12 protein-coding genes and 2 pseudogenes are annotated in these 19,080 nt (G+C 69.7%); 8 read left to right on the forward strand and 6 right to left on the reverse strand.

The genetic code is table 11. The features are described 5' to 3' along the window. Positions 1 to 95: 95 nt before the first annotated feature. The gene (gene nac / locus QF034_RS30745; RefSeq protein ID WP_307177943.1) at positions 96 to 1,025 is read right to left on the reverse strand and encodes a nitrogen assimilation transcriptional regulator NAC; all 930 of its coding nucleotides are present in this window, start codon (positions 1,023 to 1,025) and stop codon (positions 96 to 98) included. A 333-nt stretch (positions 1,026 to 1,358) separates the two neighbouring features. Here nac and QF034_RS30750 point away from each other — a divergent pair, with 333 nt between their 5' ends. From QF034_RS30750 to QF034_RS30780, 7 genes are all read left to right on the forward strand, one after another. Next, on the forward strand, positions 1,359 to 2,132 hold the full coding sequence (locus tag QF034_RS30750; RefSeq protein ID WP_307177944.1) for a LamB/YcsF family protein: 774 nt from the start codon (positions 1,359 to 1,361) through the stop codon (positions 2,130 to 2,132). Between the two features lies 1 nt (position 2,133). Further along, positions 2,134 to 2,847 carry a 5-oxoprolinase subunit B family protein gene (locus tag QF034_RS30755; RefSeq protein WP_307177945.1) on the forward strand — a complete coding sequence of 238 codons (714 nt, stop codon included), beginning with the start codon at positions 2,134 to 2,136 and terminating at the stop codon, positions 2,845 to 2,847. After that, positions 2,840 to 3,826, forward strand: coding sequence for a 5-oxoprolinase subunit C family protein (locus tag QF034_RS30760; RefSeq protein WP_307177946.1), 987 nt, complete (start codon positions 2,840 to 2,842; stop codon positions 3,824 to 3,826). Before QF034_RS30755 ends, QF034_RS30760 begins: the two co-directional genes overlap by 8 nt. A gap of 82 nt (positions 3,827 to 3,908) precedes the next feature. Next, entirely contained in the window at positions 3,909 to 5,219 is a 1,311-nt protein-coding gene (locus QF034_RS30765; RefSeq protein ID WP_307177947.1) for an MFS transporter, read from the forward strand. A 69-nt stretch (positions 5,220 to 5,288) separates the two neighbouring features. Further along, the gene (locus QF034_RS30770; protein WP_307177948.1) at positions 5,289 to 6,032 is read left to right on the forward strand and encodes an SDR family oxidoreductase; all 744 of its coding nucleotides are present in this window, start codon (positions 5,289 to 5,291) and stop codon (positions 6,030 to 6,032) included. Between the two features lie 5 nt (positions 6,033 to 6,037). Beyond that, positions 6,038 to 7,264, forward strand: a complete 1,227-nt coding sequence (locus QF034_RS30775) for an aspartate transaminase (RefSeq protein ID WP_307177949.1) — start codon at positions 6,038 to 6,040, stop codon at positions 7,262 to 7,264. A gap of 10 nt (positions 7,265 to 7,274) precedes the next feature. Next, positions 7,275 to 7,949 carry a 4-carboxy-4-hydroxy-2-oxoadipate aldolase/oxaloacetate decarboxylase gene (locus QF034_RS30780; RefSeq protein WP_307177950.1) on the forward strand — a complete coding sequence of 225 codons (675 nt, stop codon included), beginning with the start codon at positions 7,275 to 7,277 and terminating at the stop codon, positions 7,947 to 7,949. A gap of 607 nt (positions 7,950 to 8,556) precedes the next feature. On the opposite strand, the pseudogene QF034_RS30785 reads toward QF034_RS30780, so the two are convergent. Together QF034_RS30785 and QF034_RS30790 are read right to left on the reverse strand one after the other, a co-directional pair. Next, positions 8,557 to 8,907, reverse strand: a pseudogene (locus tag QF034_RS30785) (hypothetical protein). Between the two features lie 112 nt (positions 8,908 to 9,019). Then, the gene (locus QF034_RS30790; protein ID WP_307177951.1) at positions 9,020 to 10,675 is read right to left on the reverse strand and encodes a LuxR family transcriptional regulator; all 1,656 of its coding nucleotides are present in this window, start codon (positions 10,673 to 10,675) and stop codon (positions 9,020 to 9,022) included. Positions 10,676 to 11,147: 472 nt separating this feature from the next. On the opposite strand from QF034_RS30790, the gene bdeA reads away from it, so the two are divergent. Then, the gene (gene bdeA / locus QF034_RS30795) at positions 11,148 to 12,086 is read left to right on the forward strand and encodes a bis(hydroxyethyl) terephthalate hydrolase (RefSeq protein WP_307177952.1); all 939 of its coding nucleotides are present in this window, start codon (positions 11,148 to 11,150) and stop codon (positions 12,084 to 12,086) included. Here the strand turns inward: bdeA and QF034_RS41610 are convergent. The 3 genes and pseudogenes from QF034_RS41610 to QF034_RS30810 all read right to left on the reverse strand — a co-directional run bounded on the left by QF034_RS41610 (position 12,005) and on the right by QF034_RS30810 (position 18,956). Beyond that, positions 12,005 to 12,319 carry a hypothetical protein gene (locus QF034_RS41610; RefSeq protein WP_370880871.1) on the reverse strand — a complete coding sequence of 105 codons (315 nt, stop codon included), beginning with the start codon at positions 12,317 to 12,319 and terminating at the stop codon, positions 12,005 to 12,007. The genes bdeA and QF034_RS41610 overlap by 82 nt on opposite strands. A gap of 611 nt (positions 12,320 to 12,930) precedes the next feature. Then, positions 12,931 to 13,742 (reverse strand): annotated as a pseudogene (locus tag QF034_RS30805) (UvrD-helicase domain-containing protein); the annotation flags it as partial. A 774-nt stretch (positions 13,743 to 14,516) separates the two neighbouring features. Beyond that, complete coding sequence (locus tag QF034_RS30810; protein WP_307177953.1) at positions 14,517 to 18,956, reverse strand: DUF6531 domain-containing protein; 4,440 nt, start codon at positions 18,954 to 18,956, stop codon at positions 14,517 to 14,519. Between the last annotated feature and the right edge of the window lie 124 nt (positions 18,957 to 19,080).

The following is a 19,080-nucleotide window of genomic DNA, read 5'->3' on the forward strand; positions in this document are numbered from 1 at the left end:
TCCAGTGCCGAATCAAGCCCTGCCGGCCGGGCGGGAGGTTTTGGCACACGCTAACCACCGTCTTGACCGGGTACAAATAGCAATTCGGTGTGACGCTATTGGTGGTTCTTATCCTCGCCAGAATGGTCGTCGAAGGCTCTCACCAGCTCCAGGAAAAGGTCGTGCACCGCCAATGCCGGTTCGGAGAGCGGCTGGTTGTCGGACATGACCAGGGAGAGCTTGACCTGGATCACCGGGTCGACGATGCGGCGCACGCTCAGGGAGCGGACGTCGAGGATCGCGCGGGCGGCGGACCAGGGCAGCACGGTGGCGCCGAGGCCGGCGTCCACGGCGTTCACGAGCGTGAGGGCGGACTCGACCTCGCCGACCACGGTCGGCTCCATCGACGCCTGCTGGAAGGCTGCGTCCACCACCTGCCGGATGGTGTGGATCCGGCTGGGCAACAGAAGGGGGACGCGCTCCAGTTGGTGCAGGCTCACATCCCCCTCTCCGTGCGTGCCGGTGCCGTCCTCGGCCCCGATCAGGAAGAGATCCTCCGTGCGCAGGTGTTCGAACTGCACACCGCGCAGAGGGCCTGCCCCGTAGATGAACGCCATGTCCATCCGGCCAGTCATGATCGCCTCGCTGATGACGCCGCCGAAGTTCTCGTTGACGTGCAGCAGGATGTCGGGGTAGCGCTCGCGCACGCTCTTCAGCAGGGGCAGCGCGAGCGCCGCACCCAGGCTGTACGGGGCCAGACCCACCGAGACGCTGCCGGCGGGGGCGCGGCCCGAGACCCTGACCGCCGCATGGGCGAGGTCGACCTGCCGCAGGATCAGCTGTGCGTGGCGGTACAAGGCCCGGCCCGCCTCGGTCGGTGCGACCCCGCGTTTGCTGCGGATCAGCAGTTGTTGCCCGAACTGCGCCTCCAAGGCCGAGAGCTGCTGGCTCAGTGCGGGCTGTGCGATGTGCAGGATGTCGGCTGCGCGCGTGATGCTCCCCGCATCGATGATCTTGATGAACGAGTAGAGCCGTCTGGTGTCCATGCGGGAGCCTTCCGGTCGAGCGGAGTCACATCGTAGGAAGCCGCCAGGGTGGAGCACAGACTTCGGCGGGCCGGATGTGGGCGGCGTCATACCGATCCGCGATAACGCCAAACCGAACAGGTATTGGCGGCCGGGCGAGTGCTCGATTAAGTTGAGCGAAACATCATCCGTGGAGCTGCTCGAAGACGAGCATCCGGTAGTTCGTCCAGGGCTTTTCTCCACCGTTTCGTATTCGTTCTTTCCGCTCCCGTGAATTCGGATTCTCATGCGGAGCGCGTCACGGTGCCCGGCGATTTCATTCCCCCTTCTCTCCCGGAGGACGCCTTGACCCACATGGTTGATCTCGTCGCCGATCTCGGCGAGGGGTTCGGCGCCTACACGATGGGCGACGACGAAGCCCTCCTGGAACTGCTCACCTCGGCCAATGTCGCCTGCGGCTTCCATGCCGGCGATCCGCGCATCATGGACGCGACCGTCCGCGGATGCGTGGACAGGAACGTGGCCGTCGGCGCCCATCCGAGCTTCCCGGACCTGGCCGGCTTCGGCCGACGCGCCATGGACCTCACGCCCGAGGAGGTACGCACGGACGTTCTGTACCAGGTCGGTGCCCTGCAGGCGTTCGCCACGGCGTACGGGACCCGAGTACGGCACGTCGCTCCGCACGGGCGGCTGGGCAACCTGGTCGCCGTCCGGCCGGACTACGCCAGGGCCGTCGTGGACGCCGTCTCCTCTCTAGACGACTCGCTGATCGTGCTCGCCCAGGACGGCGAGCTGGCCGAAGCGGCTCGGGACCGCGGTCTGCGTGTCGGGATCGTCGGCATCGCCGACCGGGCCTACCGGGACGACGGCACCCTCGTGCCCCGCTCCGAATCCGGCGCGGTCATCCACGACGCGGACGAGATCGCCCGTCGCACCCTGCGCATGGTGACCGAGGGCGTCGTCAGCAGCGTCGGAGGCAAGGACCTGCCGGTCGTCTGCGACACCGTGCTCCTGCACGGAGACACCCCCGGAGCCATCGCGCTGGCCGGCCGCATCCGGGGCGAACTCCTCGCCGCCGGCGTCCGCATCACCGGCCTCGAAGAGGTACTGAACGGCAAAGGCCACTGACATGCACAGCAACGTCGTGATCACGGACTGCGGTGACTCCGGCCTGATCGCCCGGGCCGTGGGGCTGGGCACGGAGGAGGCCTGGCAGCTCGTCCACGCCTTGGCGGACGCGCTCGACGCCGTACAACTCCATGGCGTGCAGGGTGTCGTACCCACCTACGACACCCTGCTCGTGGAATTCGACTGCACCGGCACGGACCACGACACCCTGCGCAGCATCCTGTGGCACGAGGCCGCACGATTCGCCTCGGCGGCCCGCCGCCCCAGGGAACCCCGACGTTTCGTAGTACCCGTCGTGTACGGCGGCGAGCACGGCCCCGACCTGCCCGAGGTCGCCGCACAGCTCGGTCTGACCGTGAGCGAGGTCGTCGACCTGCACACCGGCTCCGATCTCATGGTGCGCTGCCTCGGCGCCCCCGCCGGTGCGCCGATGATGGACGGCCCGCCCTTTCCCGCGCCGGTACCGCGACTGGCGTCACCCCGCGTCCGGGTCGAGCCCGGCTGCGTGGCGGTCGCCGGCCGCCAGGCCGTGATCTGCCCGATGCCCTCGCCCGGAGGCTGGCCGCTCCTCGGCCGTACCCCCGTGCGCGTTCTCGACCTGCGCAGCGACCCGCTCACCGCGTACTTCCCCGGGGACGCGTTCCGATTCGTCGCGATCAGCACCGACGAGTGGGACGACTACGCCGACACCCCCTTGGCGGCCTGCCATGGCTGAGACCCTCGTGATCCGTACCCCTGGCCTCACCACCGTGCAGGACCTGGGCCGGGTCGGCCGCTCCCGCTACGGGTTGCCGGCCAACGGGGCCTGCGACCAGCACTCGGCGCGCGTCGCCAACGTGTTGTGCGGTAACGACGATCGGGCACCGCTGCTGGAGATCACCGCTCTGGACTTCGCGTGCACCCCGTCCAGCGACATCCTCATCGCCGTGACGGGGGCCCCGGCGGACCTCACCGTGGCCGGAGTCCTCCGCCCGCAGTGGGAACCGGTCTCCGTCCGCGCGGGCGACACCGTCCGGGTGAGCAACATCCGGCAAGGGCTGCGCGTCTACCTGGCTGTACTCGGCTCCTTCGAAGCCGACTACCTCCAGGGCAGTTGCGCCCCGGACTCCATCCTCGGATTCGGCACCGGCCTGAGTACGGGAGACGAACTGGTCCTGCGGACGGCCTGCCCGCCCGTCGCCCACCCGTTCTCCGGCATCCCGCTGTTCCGCCTCCACGCGCCCCTCCCGCGGTTCTCCTCCCCGTGGACGATCGACGTCACCGATGGCCCCGACCGGGCCGAGTTCGGCGACACCGGAGCCCGGATCTTCGCGGCTCCCTTCACCGTCACCCCGCAGAGCAATCACATCGGCCTGCGTCTGCGGGGCGACGTACCCCGGCGTGTCACCAAGGGCGAGATCCTCTCCCGCGGCGTACCCATCGGGGCCATCGAGGTACCGGCAGGGGACGAACTCCTCGTGCTGCACCGTGGCCGCGGCGTCACGGCCGGCTATCCCGTCCTCGCCGTTGTCACCGCCACCGGTCTGTCCACTCTGGGACAGGTCCGTCCCGGACAGGCCATCCGCTTCCGCCACCGCACGCTGGACCAGGCGATCACCGCCTACCGCGCGCAGCGCAACGCCGTCGATGCGCTGAGGACCCGTGTCCACAGCACGTTCGCCGCCCTGCGCATACCTCTTCCCGTCGGCAGCTGACCATGATTTCCCAGCTGCTCCTGGCCGCCCCGCACGCAGCCCCCTGCCCCTGCACCAATGTCTGCGCCAGACAGGAGACGCCATGAGTACCATGGCCGCTCAACCCGTCCCCAACACCGTCGACCCGAGAACCGCTCGCAGGATCACCCTCGCCGGGTGCGTCGGTATCTTCGCCGAACTCTACGACAACGGCATCTTCGGCTTCATGGCCGGCACGCTGGCCGCCGTCTTCTTCCCCGGCTCCGAGAACGCCGTGCAACTCGTGTTCCTCGGCTACGCCATCTCCTTCTTCTTCCGCCCGCTCGGCGGCATCATCTGCGGCCACCTCGGCGACCGCATCGGGCGCCAGCGCATGCTGGTCTTCGTCATCATGCTGATCAGCGTCGCCACGGCAGCCATCGGCCTCCTGCCGACCTACGCCGGCATCGGCATCGCCGCGCCCGTCCTGCTCATCCTGCTGCGCGTCGCCCAGGGCTTCTCCGTCGGCGGCGAGGCGGCCGGTGCGATGAGCTTCCTCGCCGAGCACGCACCGGAGGGCAAGCGCGGCCTCTACACCAGCTACGCGCAGATCGCCTCGTTCCTCTCCCTGCTCACCGGCACACTCGTCGCCGCCGCCATGACCAGCGGGCTCGGCGCCGAGCGCATGGAGACCTGGGGCTGGCGTATCCCCTTCCTCCTCGCCGTCCCGCTGGGCATCACCGGCATATACATCCGCAAGCGCATCACGGACACCCCGAACTTCAACCGCCTGCGTGAGGAGGGCAGCCTGGCCAGGAACCCGCTCAAGGAGGCGTTCTCCTCCGCGGAACACCGCCGTGCCATGCTGCTGGCCCTGTTCATACCGCTGATGAACGGCTCCGGGTACTACGTCCTGTTCAGCTACATGCCCACCTTCATGAACACCGAACTGCACTTCGGCAAGGTCCAGAGCCTCCTCGTCACCGCCTCCAGCCTGGTCGCCATCTGCATCGCCATCCCTTACATGGGACGGCTCTCCGACCGGGTGGGCCGCAAGAAGGTCATCGCCACAGCCGCGATCGCCATGGCCGTCGTGGGCATCCCCTGTTACCTGCTGATCGGAACCGGCAACCTGGCTCTCGCCGTCCTCGGCGCCTGCATCATGGCCGTGGTCTTCGCGGGACACACCGGCGTCATCCACGTCCTTCTCGTGGAGCTCTTCCCCACCCGCGTGCGCTACTCCGCGTACGGCCTGGGCTACAACGTCTCCTCGGCCCTCTTCGGCGGCACCGCGCCCCTGCTGATGACCTGGCTCATCGCCACCACCGGCAACGTCAACATGCCGGCCTTCTACGCGGTCCTCACCGCCCTCGGCACCCTCGCGGCGGTCTCGGTGGTCAAGGACCGGGCACACCTCCCGCTGCGCGACACCTGACCGGCACCAGCACCGGCACCCCCCACCTCCACCGGCACCCGCCCCCCCACCTCGAAGGAGTACACCTTCATGCCCATCTCCGACTACAGGACCGCCCTCGTCACCGGAGCGTCCACCGGAATCGGAGCCGTGGTCGTCGAACGGCTGGCCAAGCGCGGTCTCGAAGTCCACGCCGTCGCCCGCAACGCCGAACGCCTGCGGGCCCTCGCGGACGCCACCGGCTGCATTCCGCACGCCGTCGACATCACCGACACCGAGGCGTTGACCGCGGTGCTGGACGGCCTGGAGGCCGACGTCCTCGTCAACAACGCCGGCGTCTCCCGCACCGGCAACATCCTGACCGCCGACGAGTTCGCCGTCGACGAGCAGATCGCCGTGAACATCCAGGCCGTCCTGCACCTCGTAAGGCTTCTGATGCCCGGAATGGTCGAGCGCGACCGCGGACACATCGTCAACATCAGCTCGATCGCAGGCGTCTACAACTTCGGCGGCAACACGATCTACCACGCCACCAAGGCAGCCGTGCACACGCTCTCCCGCCAGCTGCGCGTCGACGGCTACGGCCGCCGCGTCCGCGTCACCGAGATCTGCCCCGGCCGTGTGGAGACGGAGATCTTCGGCCGGCTGCTCGGCGACATGGAGGCCGCCCAGCGCCAGTTCTACGACGGCTACGAGTCCCTCAAGCCCGAGGACATCGCCGACGCCATCGAGTTCGCCGTCGACTCCCCGCGGCACGTGAACATCGGTCACGTCGAGATCCTGCCCACCTTCCAGGTCCCCGGCGGCCTGAACTTCGAACGTCGCGGAGGCTGAGAACGATGTCCACCGCCCGCACCACCGCGGCACGTGTACGCCGCATCAACCCCTCGCCCAGCACGGCGGCCGCGCAGCGTGTGCGTGAACTCAAGAGCCAAGGGCTCACCATCCTCGACCTCACGGTCGGCGAACCCGACTTCGACACTCCCGCCCACGTCAGGGCGGCGGCGGTGCGGGCGATCGAGGAGGGAGAGACCAAGTACACGCCCGTCAACGGCACACCGCGGCTGCGGGCCGCGATCGCGCACAAGCTCCGCCTGCGCCACGGCCTGGAGTACACGGACGCACAGCTCACCGTCGGCGGCGGCGCCAAGCAGGTGATCTTCCTCGCCCTGATGGCCACCCTGGACGAGGGCGACGAGGTCGTCGTACCCGCCCCGTACTGGGTGTCGTACCCGGACATGGTGCTCGCCAACGACGGCACCCCCGTCATCGTCCCCTGCTCCGAGGCGGAGGGCTTCAAGCTGACGCCACGGCGGCTGCGTTCGGCACTCACCGACCGCACCCGCTGGGTGATCCTCAACACCCCCGGCAATCCCACCGGCGCCGCCTACACCACGGACGAACTGCGCGCGCTCGCCGAGGTGCTGCTGGAGCACCCGGGGGTCCGGGTCCTCACCGACGAGATCTACGACGAGATCTGGTACGCGGACGGGGAGAACCGGTCCCTGGCCGCGGTCGAACCGCGCCTGGCCGACCGGGTGTTCCTCACCAACGGCGTGTCCAAGACCTATGCGATGACCGGCTGGCGGATCGGCTACGGAGCCGGACCCGCCGACCTGGTGACCGCGGTCAGCACGCTGCAGTCGCAGATCTCCTCCTGCCCGTCCTCCGTCAGCCAGGCGGCCGCCGCCGCGGCTCTCACCGGTCCGCAGCAGTTCGTCGCGGAGACCGTCCGCGTCTACCGGAGCCGGCGCGACACCACGGTCAAACTCGTCAACGACATTCCCCGCCTGAGCTGCCCCTCCCCGGCCGGTGGCTTCTACCTGCTCGTGAACTGCGCCGACGCCATCGGACTGCGCACGCCCGACGGTGAGCGGATCGAGAACGACGAGCAGTTCGCCCGCTATCTCCTCGACAGCCAACAGGTCGCCGTGATCCACGGCACCGCCTACGGGGCCCCGGGCTACTTCCGCATCTCCTACGCCACCTCCACGGACGTCCTGACCGAGGCGTGCGCGCGCGTCGCCGCCGCCTGCGCCGCCCTGACTCCTGCCGTGTCCGCCTGAAAGGCATTCCGTGATCAACATCAGCACGAAGTTCGAGCGCCCCGACCCCGATCTCGTCAAGCAGCTGAGCACCTTCTCCTCCGCGACGATCCACGAGGCGCAGGGCCGGCTCGGTGCACTCGACTCGACCATCAAGCCGGTCGACCATCGCATGAAGCTGTGCGGTCCGGCATTCACGGTCGTCTGCGCACCGCGGGACAACCTGATGCTCCAGACAGCAATCCACTACGCCGGCCCCGGCGACGTCATCGTCGTGTCGGGCGGCGCCTATGCCGAGGCCGGCTCTTTCGGGGATGTCCTGGCCAACGCGTGCCAGGCGAAGGGGCTCGGCGGCCTGATCACCGACACCGGCGTCCGTGACACGGAGGACCTGCGGGCTCTGGGATTCCCCGTGTTCTCCCACAGCGTCTGCATCAAGGGCACCGTGAAGGAGACCGTCGGCCCGGTCTGCGAGCCGATCACTGTCGGAGGCCAGGTGGTCCGCCCCGGGGACGTGGTCAGCGCGGACGCCGATGGCGTGGTGGTCGTCCGGCGCGAGAACCTCGCCGAGGTGATCGCGGCTTCGCAGCAGCGGGTTGACACCGAGGCGGAGTTCATCGCCGCGTACCGGTCCGGCAAGACGGTGGCGGAGATCTGCAACCTGATGCCGATGCTTGCCGCGAAGGGCATCGTGATCAATGAGTAGGTCCTGTCCGGCATGTGGGTGAGGCCGGGCTTCGGGAGGCAGAGGACGGAGAGGGAGCGGGCAGCCCGTCCTTCGAAGGGGGTGGCCAACCCGGAACTGCTGGAGCGTGACCGATCCGAAGGACCGCCCATGGCCACGTGCATGGTTGGCGTCGGGGTGTGCAAGTGGACCCCCTGGCACGCCACGTCACCGCCCGCATGCTGGCCACCGCGTTCCTCAGCGTCCAACGCGCCGCCATCCCCGAACCCGACCAGACCCTCGAACCCGAGCTGGATACCGGCCCGGAGCAAGTGCCTGATCAGGGAAAAGCTCCGGGCATCGACGAGAGCGAGGCCGCTGGTTGGCATCCCGCTGCCCTGACGGAGCTGGTTGACCTTCGTACTGGACCCCCCGAGGGCCCGCCGCCGACCTCCTGCCGTCGACCCTCCCGCTCCACCCTCGAACGGCCATACGTGCTGGGTTCTCGTGGCGACATCGAGGTCCTGGCTGGGGCGGTTCACGAGGCGGTGCGCCCGCACGGCATGTTCGCCGGTGAGAACCAGAGGATACGGCGAGCCGAGGGCGATCACATCCGACAGGAGCCGCCTGTGCAGCTCCGGCATGTCCGTCACGCGGCTGCCCGGGAGCGGGCGGCGAGCTGGGGAAGGCGTCCTCCCACACGGTGCGCACGGTGCGACCGACGAAGGTGCGCAGAACCGGCCACATCTGGAGGAGCAGATCCTGGTCGAGAAAGCGGGGCAGGTCGTTGCGCGGGCCCTCGTGCAGGACGGTGCGGTACAGACCCATGCGCCGGCGAGGCTTGCCCAGGTCACGAGGTCCTCCCGGACCAGGCCATGTGCAGCGGCAGCTCCACGACCCCTTGGATCGGGCCGCGCAACTCGTCCAGCGACTTCGGCAGGCGCCGCCGGAACTTCTCCCGGTACAGCGCCAGGTCCTCGGCGACCGCGCCCGTTTGCAGTGGCAGGTGCGGGCTTGGTGTCGTCGGCGGCGCCAGTGGGGCCGGTGCAGGAGGTGGTGCCGGCTTCTGAAGGTGCTCGGGGGAGCGACCACGTCCGCCGAGCGGCTGCCGGTCAGACGTCCCGGCCCCTGCCCCCGGTCAGACGTTCTCGCCCCCCGCTGCCGCCGCTCCGTTCTGTTCGGTCGCCGTTCATCAGCAGTGCCAGCTCGACCCGTGAGCGGACGTCCAGCTGGCTGAAGATGTTGCGCAGGTGGTGGTCCACGGTGCGAGGGCTGAGCGACAGTCGCGCGGCCACTTCGCGGTTCGTGGCGCCCGACGCCACCAGGCCCGCCACGCGCTGTTGTTGCGGAGTCAGCCGCCCGAGAGCGCTGACGTCGTCGCCGGCTGCGCTGTCCCCGGCGGCCCGCAGCTCGGACCGTGTTCGCTTCTCCCACAGCAGGGCGCCGCAGCGTTCGAAGCCGACCAGGGCGGCCCGCAGTTGCTGCCGGGCCTCCAGGGGCCTGCGCCGGCGGCGCAGCCACATGCCGTAGGACAGGAGCGTGCGGGCGTGCTCGAACTGGCCGCCGGCGGCCTCGTGCTGCGCCAGAGCCCGCTGGTACAGAGTGTCGCAGTCCTCTTCCCGTGCCGTCAGGGCTCGGAGGCGGGTCAGTTGGGCCACGGCCTGTGGATCGGCGCCCAGGGCGGCCCACTCGGCGTACAGGTCGACCATGTCGGTGACGTCTTCGTCCAGTCCCGCCAGGACCGTCGCCTCTACGAGGCACGGCACTGCGAGCATCCACAGGCCGAAGTGCCCGCGCCGGGGGCCCGGTCGGAGTAGCGGAGCGAGACGGATCGCGGCCTGTTCGGCCCGGCCGTGGCCCAGGTCGGCACGGGCGCGGGCCCACTCCGCCATGGTGCTCACCTGGAGCAGCCCATGCGGCCGGGCGACCGACAGGGCGGCCTTGGCGTGGTGTTCGGTGGCGGAGTCGGCGCCCACCAGGGAGAAGACCAGTGCCAGCAGGGCGTGGTGTTGCGCGCCGATGTTGCGCTGACCGAGCCGGCGGGCGGCACGGAGACCTTCCTCGGCGTGGGCACGGGCCTGCTGGTGGAAGCCGGCGCGCAGCTCGGCGTAGGCCAGGAACTCCAGGATGCGGGCGGTCGACCCGGACACGCCCTCGGCGCCGGCGGCCGCCAGGGCCCGGCCGAGCAGGCGCCGCGCGGCGGCGATGTCGCCCAGCACCAGCGCCGCGCGGCCCGCGTACAGCAGGGCGTCCGGGTGCTGTGCGCGCGCCGCGGCGGCGAGCAGCGGCTCCAGCTCCTGCGCCGCCCGGGCGAAGTCGACCAGCACGACGTGGCGCATGCCCGCCCGGAAGGCACCCCACGGTGCCGCCGCGGCGCCCGTGCTCTCGGGGGGTCCGGCCGGCGGCGTCTCGCCCGCGGTGCGTTCCAACGTCTGGAGGTAAGCCGTGAGGTCGCCGGCGGCCCAGGCTGCTTCCGCCGCCGCCGCAAGGGCCTGCTCCGCGCCCTCCACGTCGTGCGAGCCCAACGACTCGGCCGCGAGCAGCAGGGTCTGGTGGGCATCGGCCACGGGGCCGTCGCTCAACAGGAGCAGACCCCGCCGAAGTTCGGCCCGGGCGCGCAGCGGTGCGTTGTCACCGGCCGTGCTGTGGGCGGCGGCCACGAGCAGGGCAAGAGCGCGGCGGGTCTGCCCGCCGCGGCGAGCACGCTCAGCGGCCTTGAACAACTGGGAGGCCCGGTCGCCGCCCGTGTCGGCTGTCTGGTCGTACATGTTCACTGCCGCTTCCTGTCTTACGTTTCCGGAGCGTAACAGAGGGTTTGAAGACATCCTGGAGGGGATCGGTTGGTCGAACAGCACAGAAGTGCGCAGCCCGGGCAGCCGATTCTCAGACAAGTAAGGGAGGGCGGCCTAGAGCGACGCGGCCGTGAGCTTGCTGAGTGTGAGCTGTGAGACCGGTGATTTCACCGATGCCCAGGAGTGTCCCGGCTCTTACGCTGGGCCCGGCCGATCGTCCCGGGGTGGCCCCGGGAACCGGCCGCAGGTGTCCGATCAGGAGTGCCCCACGCTCCTGCCGTCCCCATACGGCCCGGACGCCTACCCGATCCACGTACCACCGTCCTCCTCGACCTCCATGACGACACGGTTCGCGGCCGACGACACGTGTCAACAGCCGTTGGGCGCCCGGCTCTCGGGACCGCCCGCGCACCCGCCGTCAGGGGCCGAGGCGAGAGGAAAACCGCTCATGCAGGCAACTCCCCAGTCGTCCACGCCCGCCCCGGAGAACGGCCCGGCGCGGCACCGCCGTCGGTCCCGCGGCCCGATCCTGGGTCTCCTCGCGTCCGCGGCGGCGCTGGCCGGCCTGGCGACCATGCTCACCGCCGGCGCGAACGCCGCCGAGAACCCCTACGAGCGTGGTCCGGCCCCCACCGAGGCCAGTGTGACGGCCACGCGCGGCGCGTACGCCGTCTCCGAGACCAGGGTCTCCCAGTTCAGCGTGTCCGGGTTCGGCGGTGGCACGATCTACTACCCGACCAGCACCGGCGACGGCACGTTCGGCGCCGTGGCGATCTCCCCGGGGTACACCGAGCGCCAGTCCTCGATCGCCTGGCTGGGGCCGCGGCTCGCCTCCCAGGGCTTCGTGGTGTTCACCATCGACACCAACACCACCTCGGACCAGCCGGCCTCCCGCGGTGACCAGTTGCTGGCCGCGCTCGACTACCTCACGAAGACCAGCAGCGTCCGCAGCCGAGTGGACAGCACGCGACTCGGGGTCATGGGCCACTCGATGGGCGGCGGCGGCACGCTGGAGGCGGCCAAGGACCGGCCCTCGCTCAAGGCCGCCATTCCGCTCACCGCGTGGAACCTGGACAAGAACTGGCCGGAGATCCAGACGCCCACCCTCATCGTCGGAGCGGACGGCGACACTGTCGCCCCGGTCCGCTCGCACTCCGAACCGTTCTACGAGAGCCTGCCGTCCTCGCTGGATCGGGCGTACCTGGAGCTGAACAACGCCAACCACCTGACGCCGAACATGTCGAACACGACGATCGCGAAGTACAGCATCAGCTGGCTGAAGCGGTTCATCGACAACGACACCCGCTACGAGCACTTCCTGTGCCCGTTGCCGCAGCCGAGCTCGTCGATCGCGGAGTACCGGGGCAACTGCCCGCACACCGCGTGACCCCGGTGCGACCGCCCAGAACGGATATTCCGGATCGTCTCGTCCCCCACCCACAGCGACGCCAAAGCGTGCGCCGAGTACCCGGAGGAGCCGAGGAGCCACACCGGCAGGCGGCCGGTGGGCGGGGTGACGCCGTTCAGCCGGTCCTGGGCGGGCCCCGGCACGGCGTACACGCGGTCGGCGTAGGGGTGCTCGGCCGGGAAGTCGTCGCCGAGGAAGTGCAGCTCGGCCACCTGCTTGGGGAAGTCCTCGGCGTCGCTCGCGTCACGGCGCAGGGCGGATCTCGGAGTCCGGCATCTGCCCGCGTGTCCTGACCTGCGCGTAGAAGTCGTTCTTGAGGTCCAAGTGGCGCTGGGCGAGAGCGTTGCGGGGTGCGCCGGCTTCCTGGGCCAGGGCGACGATGGTCAGCGCGCCGTTGGAGCGCTGTGCGGTTCCCTACAGAATGCGGTCCATGGCCGCGCGGATGCGGTCGCGTTCGTCGGGTGCGGGGCTGCCCAGCCGTGGGCCCCGCCGAGCGCGACAGATGGGGTACTGCCTCCCCAGCAGTCCGGAGTAGGGCCTCACAGCTCAACGGCTGTGACGCTCATTTGACGCTCCGGGCGTCCGACAGCCTCCTGGCGGGATCGCCAAACCCAGCCTGACCTGCATGTTCTCTCACCTAGGCGCAACGTGACATGTTTTCGATGACGCATCATGTGGAGTGCGTGGCGATTTTGGAGCCGGTCGGCAGGGGACGCTGACCTGCCGATTTGGGGCCTCCGGGCCTGTAACCGCACGGGATCCGGGACATGACTCTGACGTCCGGGACCATTCCCATCCCGTTGGGAATGCCATCGGTCAACTCTCAGGATGGCGACGCTTCCGAGGCGACCCACGAGTCGTCGAGGAACGGGCTGGGCTTTCCGTGCCAGAAGACGTCCACACTGTCGCGGGCCCGTGTCGCCGCCACGAACAGCAGGGACCGGGCGCGCTGGAGTTCATGCCGGTAACGGACAGGGTCCCTGTCGCGCAGGCTGTTGACGGCCCAACGTGGCACGAGGGCACGATGTTCCGGTTCAAAGGGCTTGAGTACCAGCGCATGGTCATTGCGGGCGTGGCGGACGGAATTCGTCGGCACGCAGATCGCGATCTGCTCGTGCGGAAGGGCCATGTCCGTGTCGGCGTCCCACTCCTCGATGAGTGCGGCCACGCCTTCCGCTCGGAGACCCAGTCCGGGAAGGCATGCCCAGCTGGAAGCCCTCCGCTGAGCACTGACCGATAGCCGGCGAGCGTTTCCTCGCTGCCGTCGAGGTCGTCGTACTTCGTCTCGCCCAGCACGCCGAGGGCGGAGCGCAGGATCTGCCGCGTCGTGCGGTAACTGAGGCTCAATTTCGAGGACCAGCCTCGGATGTTGATGCCCAGGCTTCCCAGCGTCACCTGGTTCTTGTAGATGCGCTGGTGGGTGTCGCCGACCAGGAACAGGTCGTCGGCGCCGCGAGGTGCCATCGCACGCAGCATCTTCCAGTGGGCGGGTCGGAGATCCTGTGCCTCGTCCACCACGATGTGCCGGTAGCGGTGGCGCAGTCGGCCCACTGAGCCGTCCTGGAGGTGGATGTTGTCGAGGCCGCCCGTCTCCTCCCGCTGTCGGGCGATGCTCTGGATGCGCTGTTCGCGGCCGCACCGGCGTACGCGTCGACGTCAGCAAGCCCTCCCCGCCGGTCAGGGTGAGAACCTCGGGGGTGAAACCGTCGATCATGCTCGTTGTCAGCTGGGCGCTGTCTCCATCTCCGTGCTCCAGGAACTGCAGCACGTTGCTCCAGTACAGCCAGGCACGCCAGCGTCGCTTGTGGGCCGGCTCGTCGGCGAGGGCCGCGTCACCGTCGTCCAGGACGGTGAGTCCCGTCCACACGGGAGGGGTGCGTCTGCCGTCCGCGGCCAGTACCAGACGGCAACCCGACGCGTCGGGACCGGAGAGCAGGCGTACGGGTCCGGCGCCCCCGGCGGGCATTCCGCCGCGCAGCGCTGCCCTGAGCCCCTCGCCGGCCCCTTCGCCGGTGAGCGCGGCGGCGCGGACCTCGTCCGCCCCGCTGAGTCCGGCGGCAGCCGCCTCCGCTCGCCGCCTCCAGCGTTCCGGGTCGGGAGAGCGCAGATAGGCCAGCAGCAGCCGGGCCGGGTTGACCCACACCGTCTCGGCGAGTTCACCGGGCAGGCCCCGGCCCACGCGGTCGTCGTAGTCGCGGGCCCGCTGCTGTCCGGCCGCGCCGTACGGCTCCCACACGAGGTTGGCGGGGCGGGCTCCCGCGTACCCCGTGTCCTTGATCCGCTGACGCCACTCCTTCACGTCGTGGTGCCGTCGAGGCGTACCACGTCACCGTAACTCCCGGCTTCTTGAGAGCTTGCCCTGAATGGGCTCCTATCTGCGGTCGGCGTATCCGTCACCGACCGGCCCTCTCAGACCGGATACGCCGTATGGATATGGCCGTCGCGGATGACGACTTCCACGTCTCTGGTCTCCCGCCCGCTGCCGTTGATGCCCACGGGCTCGCCGTGTTCGAAGCGGTGAAGGTGGCTGTCCTGCCCGGCCCTGGCACGTGGATTGGGGGTGGCGGGGGTGCCGTCGACGCCCTCCCGGAGCCGTCGGCCCAGGACGAAGTCGTCACCCTCCCAGAAGAAGTCCTCGTAGAACTCACCGGGCAGTGAGGGTTCCGGCCCGGTGGGGTCGGCGTTCTCCCGCACGCGGTCCTGGGCGCCGGGGCCGTGCTGGCCCTCGATGTGGGCCTCGCGTTCCTCTGTGATGCCGTGCCTGCTGCTCTCGCAGCTCACCAGCCCCCACGGGTCGGTCCAGCGAAGGGGGTCGAGGACGTAGGCGTGGTGGTTCGGTGCGGGTGCGAGGCCCAGGGGGTCTGGGCTGATGTAGCGGGCGTTCTCGGGGTCGTAGTAGCGGCGGAAGTTGTAGTGGAGGCCGGTTTCGGGGTCGTGGTACTGACCCGGGAAGCGCAGGGGGCAGTCGACTGGACCCGCTGAGCCGCCTACCGGTGTGCCCCACAGCGTCGTGCGTGCCCGCCAGGCGATCCGGCCCTCCTCGTCGAGCAGTTCGGTGGGGGTGCCCACCAAGTCGGTGACGATGGCGTAGAAGCGCCGGTCGACCTCGTCCTGGTCGATCTGCAGCAGCGCACGGTTGGTGCCGGGAGCCCATTCCCAGCTTCTGGTGGGACCGCCGGCGGAGCTGCTCTGCTCCACCAGGTGGGAGCCGTCCCAGACGAAGACGGTCTCCTCGACCGGTAGGCCCGCGTCGGACAGCAGGCGCTTGGCGACGCGACGGCCGAGGCCGTCGTAGACGTACGCCCAGCGACGCCCGTCGGGGGTCGCGACCTGAGTGAGCCGGTCCTCGGCGTCCCACGTGTAGGTCCACTCCCGCGTTCCCCCGGACAGCAGCTTGCGCGTCTGCCGGACCAGGCGCCCCTGTGCGTCGTGGACGTAGGTGATGTGGCCGGTCCTGCGGATGAGTGTGCCGTCGTGGACCCGTTCCCCCTGCGGGCCCTCCGGCGCGTCCGCCCGGCTGATGTTGCCCGCCGCGTCGTAGGCGTAGCGCTCGGACCACCCGGTGGCGGAGACCGCTTCCACCCGGCCGAGACGATCACGGCTGAATCGGCGGATGCCGTAGGTCTGGTCCTCGATGGCGGTCAGGCCGCCGTCCTGTCCGTACGAGTACGAGCGGTGCAGCAGTGCCTCGTCCGAGGCATGTGCGTCAGAGGCGGCTCGCCCGAGAACCGTCTGCGCGGTCAGACGGTGGCCGGCGTCCCACTCCTGCGTCAGTACCGCCGTCTCCCCGAGCCGCCGCTCGGTCTCGTGGCCTGAGGTCCCGTAGGCGAAGCACAGCGCGTTGCCGGCGAGTCGGACCCGGGTCGGCCGGTTGTTCGCGTCCCATTCCCAACGGCTGACGGTACCCGACGGAGTTCGGCGTTCCGTCCGCCGGCCGAGTACGTCGTACGACGTGCGGACCGCGCGGCCGTTGCACTCTTCGGAGACGACACGGCCCACCACGTCGCGTGCGAACGTGAGCGTCGTCTCGGGGGTTACCGCTGTGATCAGTCGACCGGAGGAGTCGTAGGCGAAGGTGGCGATCGCCTCGCCGGAGCGTCGCTCCACGACCCGGCCGCACGCGTCCCGCGTGTACGTGGTGATCTCGCCCGCGCCGTTGGTGCGCCGGATCAGACGGCCCGCTGCGTCGTAGGCGTAGGCGACGGCGCGGCCGTTGAAGTCCACTTCGCGGACGAGGCGGCCCGCCGCGTCGTACGTGTACGACCACACCGCACCCGACGCGCTCGTCACGGACGTGAGCCGCAGTTCGGTGTCGTACGCGAACAGCGTCGTCGAACCGTCCGCCTCCGTCCTGGAGCGGAGCCGGTCGAAGTGGGTGAAGGCGTGGGTCGTGGTCCGGCCGTCGAGGCCGGTGTAGCGGACGATGTTGCCCTCACCGTCGTAGGACCAGCTCTCGCCACTGCCGTCGGCCATGATCCGCTCAGCGGGGTAGCCCTCCACCGTCCAGGTGGTGCGCGTCGTCGCGCCGGCGGCGTCGACGGTGCCGACGATGCGGCCGAAGGCGTCGCGAGTGACATGGGACGTACCGCCCAGTGGCGCGGTGACGGAGTCGGGCAGCCCCAGTGGCCCCGGGCGGACGCGGTGGGTCGCTCCCAGGGCGTTGGTGACGCCGAGCAGGCCGCCGGAGGGTTCATAGGCGTAGGTGGTGACGGCACCATCGGCGTCGACGGTCGCTGTCGGGTGGCCGTGCTCGTCGTACGCGTAGCCACGCCTGCCGCCGTTCGGCAGAGTGATCCACAGGGGACGGTCGGAGGAGTCGTACTCGCAGGTGGTGGCCGTGCCGTCGGGGCGGACCACGGAGATGAGGTTGCCGCGCTCGTCGTAGCTGAAACGGGACGTGTGGCCCAGCGGATTCGTGCGCGCGAGCAGCCGGTTGTACGCGTCCCACTCGGCGTGGGTGGTGTTGCCGAGCGGGTCGGTCTGGGCGACGACCTGTCGGCGCTCGTTGTACCGGTAGGTCGTGGTGTGGCCCAGAGAGTCGGTGTACCGGGTCTCCCGGCCTGCCGGGTCGTATGCGATGGAGCAGGACAGGAACCCGTCGGCGCCTTCACCGCGTATGCACCGGTCCTGGTCGTCGTAGGTGAAGCGGTACCAGGTGTCGTTGCGGTCGCTCCAGGATGTGATGCGTCCCTGGAGATCGTAGGCGTACCGGAGGGGAAGGCCACTGGAGTTGTGGATCTCTGTGAGGTGACCCTCGGGGCTGTAGCCGTAGCGCCGCAGCGTCGTGCCGTCCGGCCCGGCCCCCTCGTCGCGCAGCCGCAGGCCGACTATGCGGTCGCCCTCGGTGTCGATGTGCACGTGGCGGCCGCCGGAGTCGTGGACGGAGGTGGGGGTGCCGGTCTCGTCCCGGTCGATGTCGATGCGCCGTCCACCGCGGTCGGTCACCGCGGCCAGGGGAAGAGTGAAAGCCGCGTGCGCGGCGACAGATCCCGCGAGCGGGGCGAAGTGGCGGGTGTGTCCGGAGGCCGGGTCGGTGATGCGGATGGGGGTGTCGGGGGAGCCGTCCCAGTCCAGCGGCCAGCGCGGGCCCTCCGTCGGCATGACCGACTCACCGGGGGCGGGCACGGGATACACGAGGATCATGCCGTCTTCAGCGGCGAAGACGACGCCTTCCCCGTCCAGTTCGAGACGCTCGTCGAACGTCGAGGCCCAGGACGGACCGAACCACTGGCCCCAGTTGTACGTCGAGAGATGCGTGCGCCGCAGCACGAGCGGAAGGAGCCCGGGCAGCTCCACGTCGGTCTCCTCCACGAGCATCTCGCCGGAGACCATGTCGACGGGATCGCCGTTCTTGCACCGCCCCTTGGCCGGCTTGCTCTTGCCGACCGCGTCGTCGGCTCCCTTGCGCAGGCCTCTTCCCAGGCCCTTGGCCATCGCCTTGAGGCCACCTTTGCCCAGGGCTTTCATGCCCGTCGCGAGCTTGCCGAGCGTGGTGATGCCCTTGCCGCCGGGTATGCAGTCCAGTGCCGCGAATCCCACGTCCCACAGGGACGCTTGGCCTTTGCGATATTTGTTGAGCGTGTCGGCGAGGACGACGAGGGCGGCCACGACGACGATCGCGGCGAGGATCGGCCCGCCGATGATCATCGCGATGACGCCGACGACCGTGACGACGACCTTGCAGACCGCAACGATGGTGTCCCAGTTGTCGGAGACCCAGTCGCCGATGTCCTCCCACCACGACCGGTTCTGGATGCCGGCGTCGGACGCTTCGTCGATCTTGTTCTTGGCCTCGCGGGCGGCGTCCTCGCGCATCTTGCGCGCGTCCTCGGCCATCTTCTTCGCCGCGTCCAGCGCACTCTGGGCGTCATCGACGGCCGACTGCGCGTTCGTCTGCGCCGTCTTGGCGTGCTGGACGTCCCGTGTGGCCGCCCGCACCTTGGCCTCGTCCGGCTTGTCGGCGTCCGACTTGCTGCCGGTGGGGTCGTCCTCGTACTTGTCGGCCTCCTTGGATGCACGGGTCACCCAGGAGTCGGCTGAGGAGAGCTTCGACTGCGCCGAGGAGAGGTCCGTGCGGGCCTCGCGCGCCTTCACCAGCGCCTTGTCCGCCAGCGCCTGGGCGCGCTCCAGCTTCGGCCAGAAGTCCGCGAGGGCGTCGCCGCACATCCCGTAGGACTTCTCCAGCTTCTTCAAGTTCTTCGGGACGCCCGAGAACTCCTCCTTGAAGACCGTGGCCGACTTGCCCGCCCACTCCGCCAGGGTGCTCTCGCCCGCCATGCCCTTGACCAGACGCAACGCCTCGGACACGTCGTCGGCGAAGTCGTGCAGGACCTTGGCGAGCCTGCGCACCCGTTGCGGATCGCCGGGGGTCGGATCCTTGTCCAGATCAAGGACATGCCAATCCGTTGGCCGGTTTCCCACGCTCTTCCCCCATCGCCTGGCTCCGCTCAAGGCACGTATGCCTCCGCAAAGT

The sequence above is a fragment of the Streptomyces africanus genome (genome assembly GCF_030816955.1).
In the GTDB taxonomy this organism is placed as follows: domain Bacteria; phylum Actinomycetota; class Actinomycetes; order Streptomycetales; family Streptomycetaceae; genus Streptomyces; species Streptomyces africanus.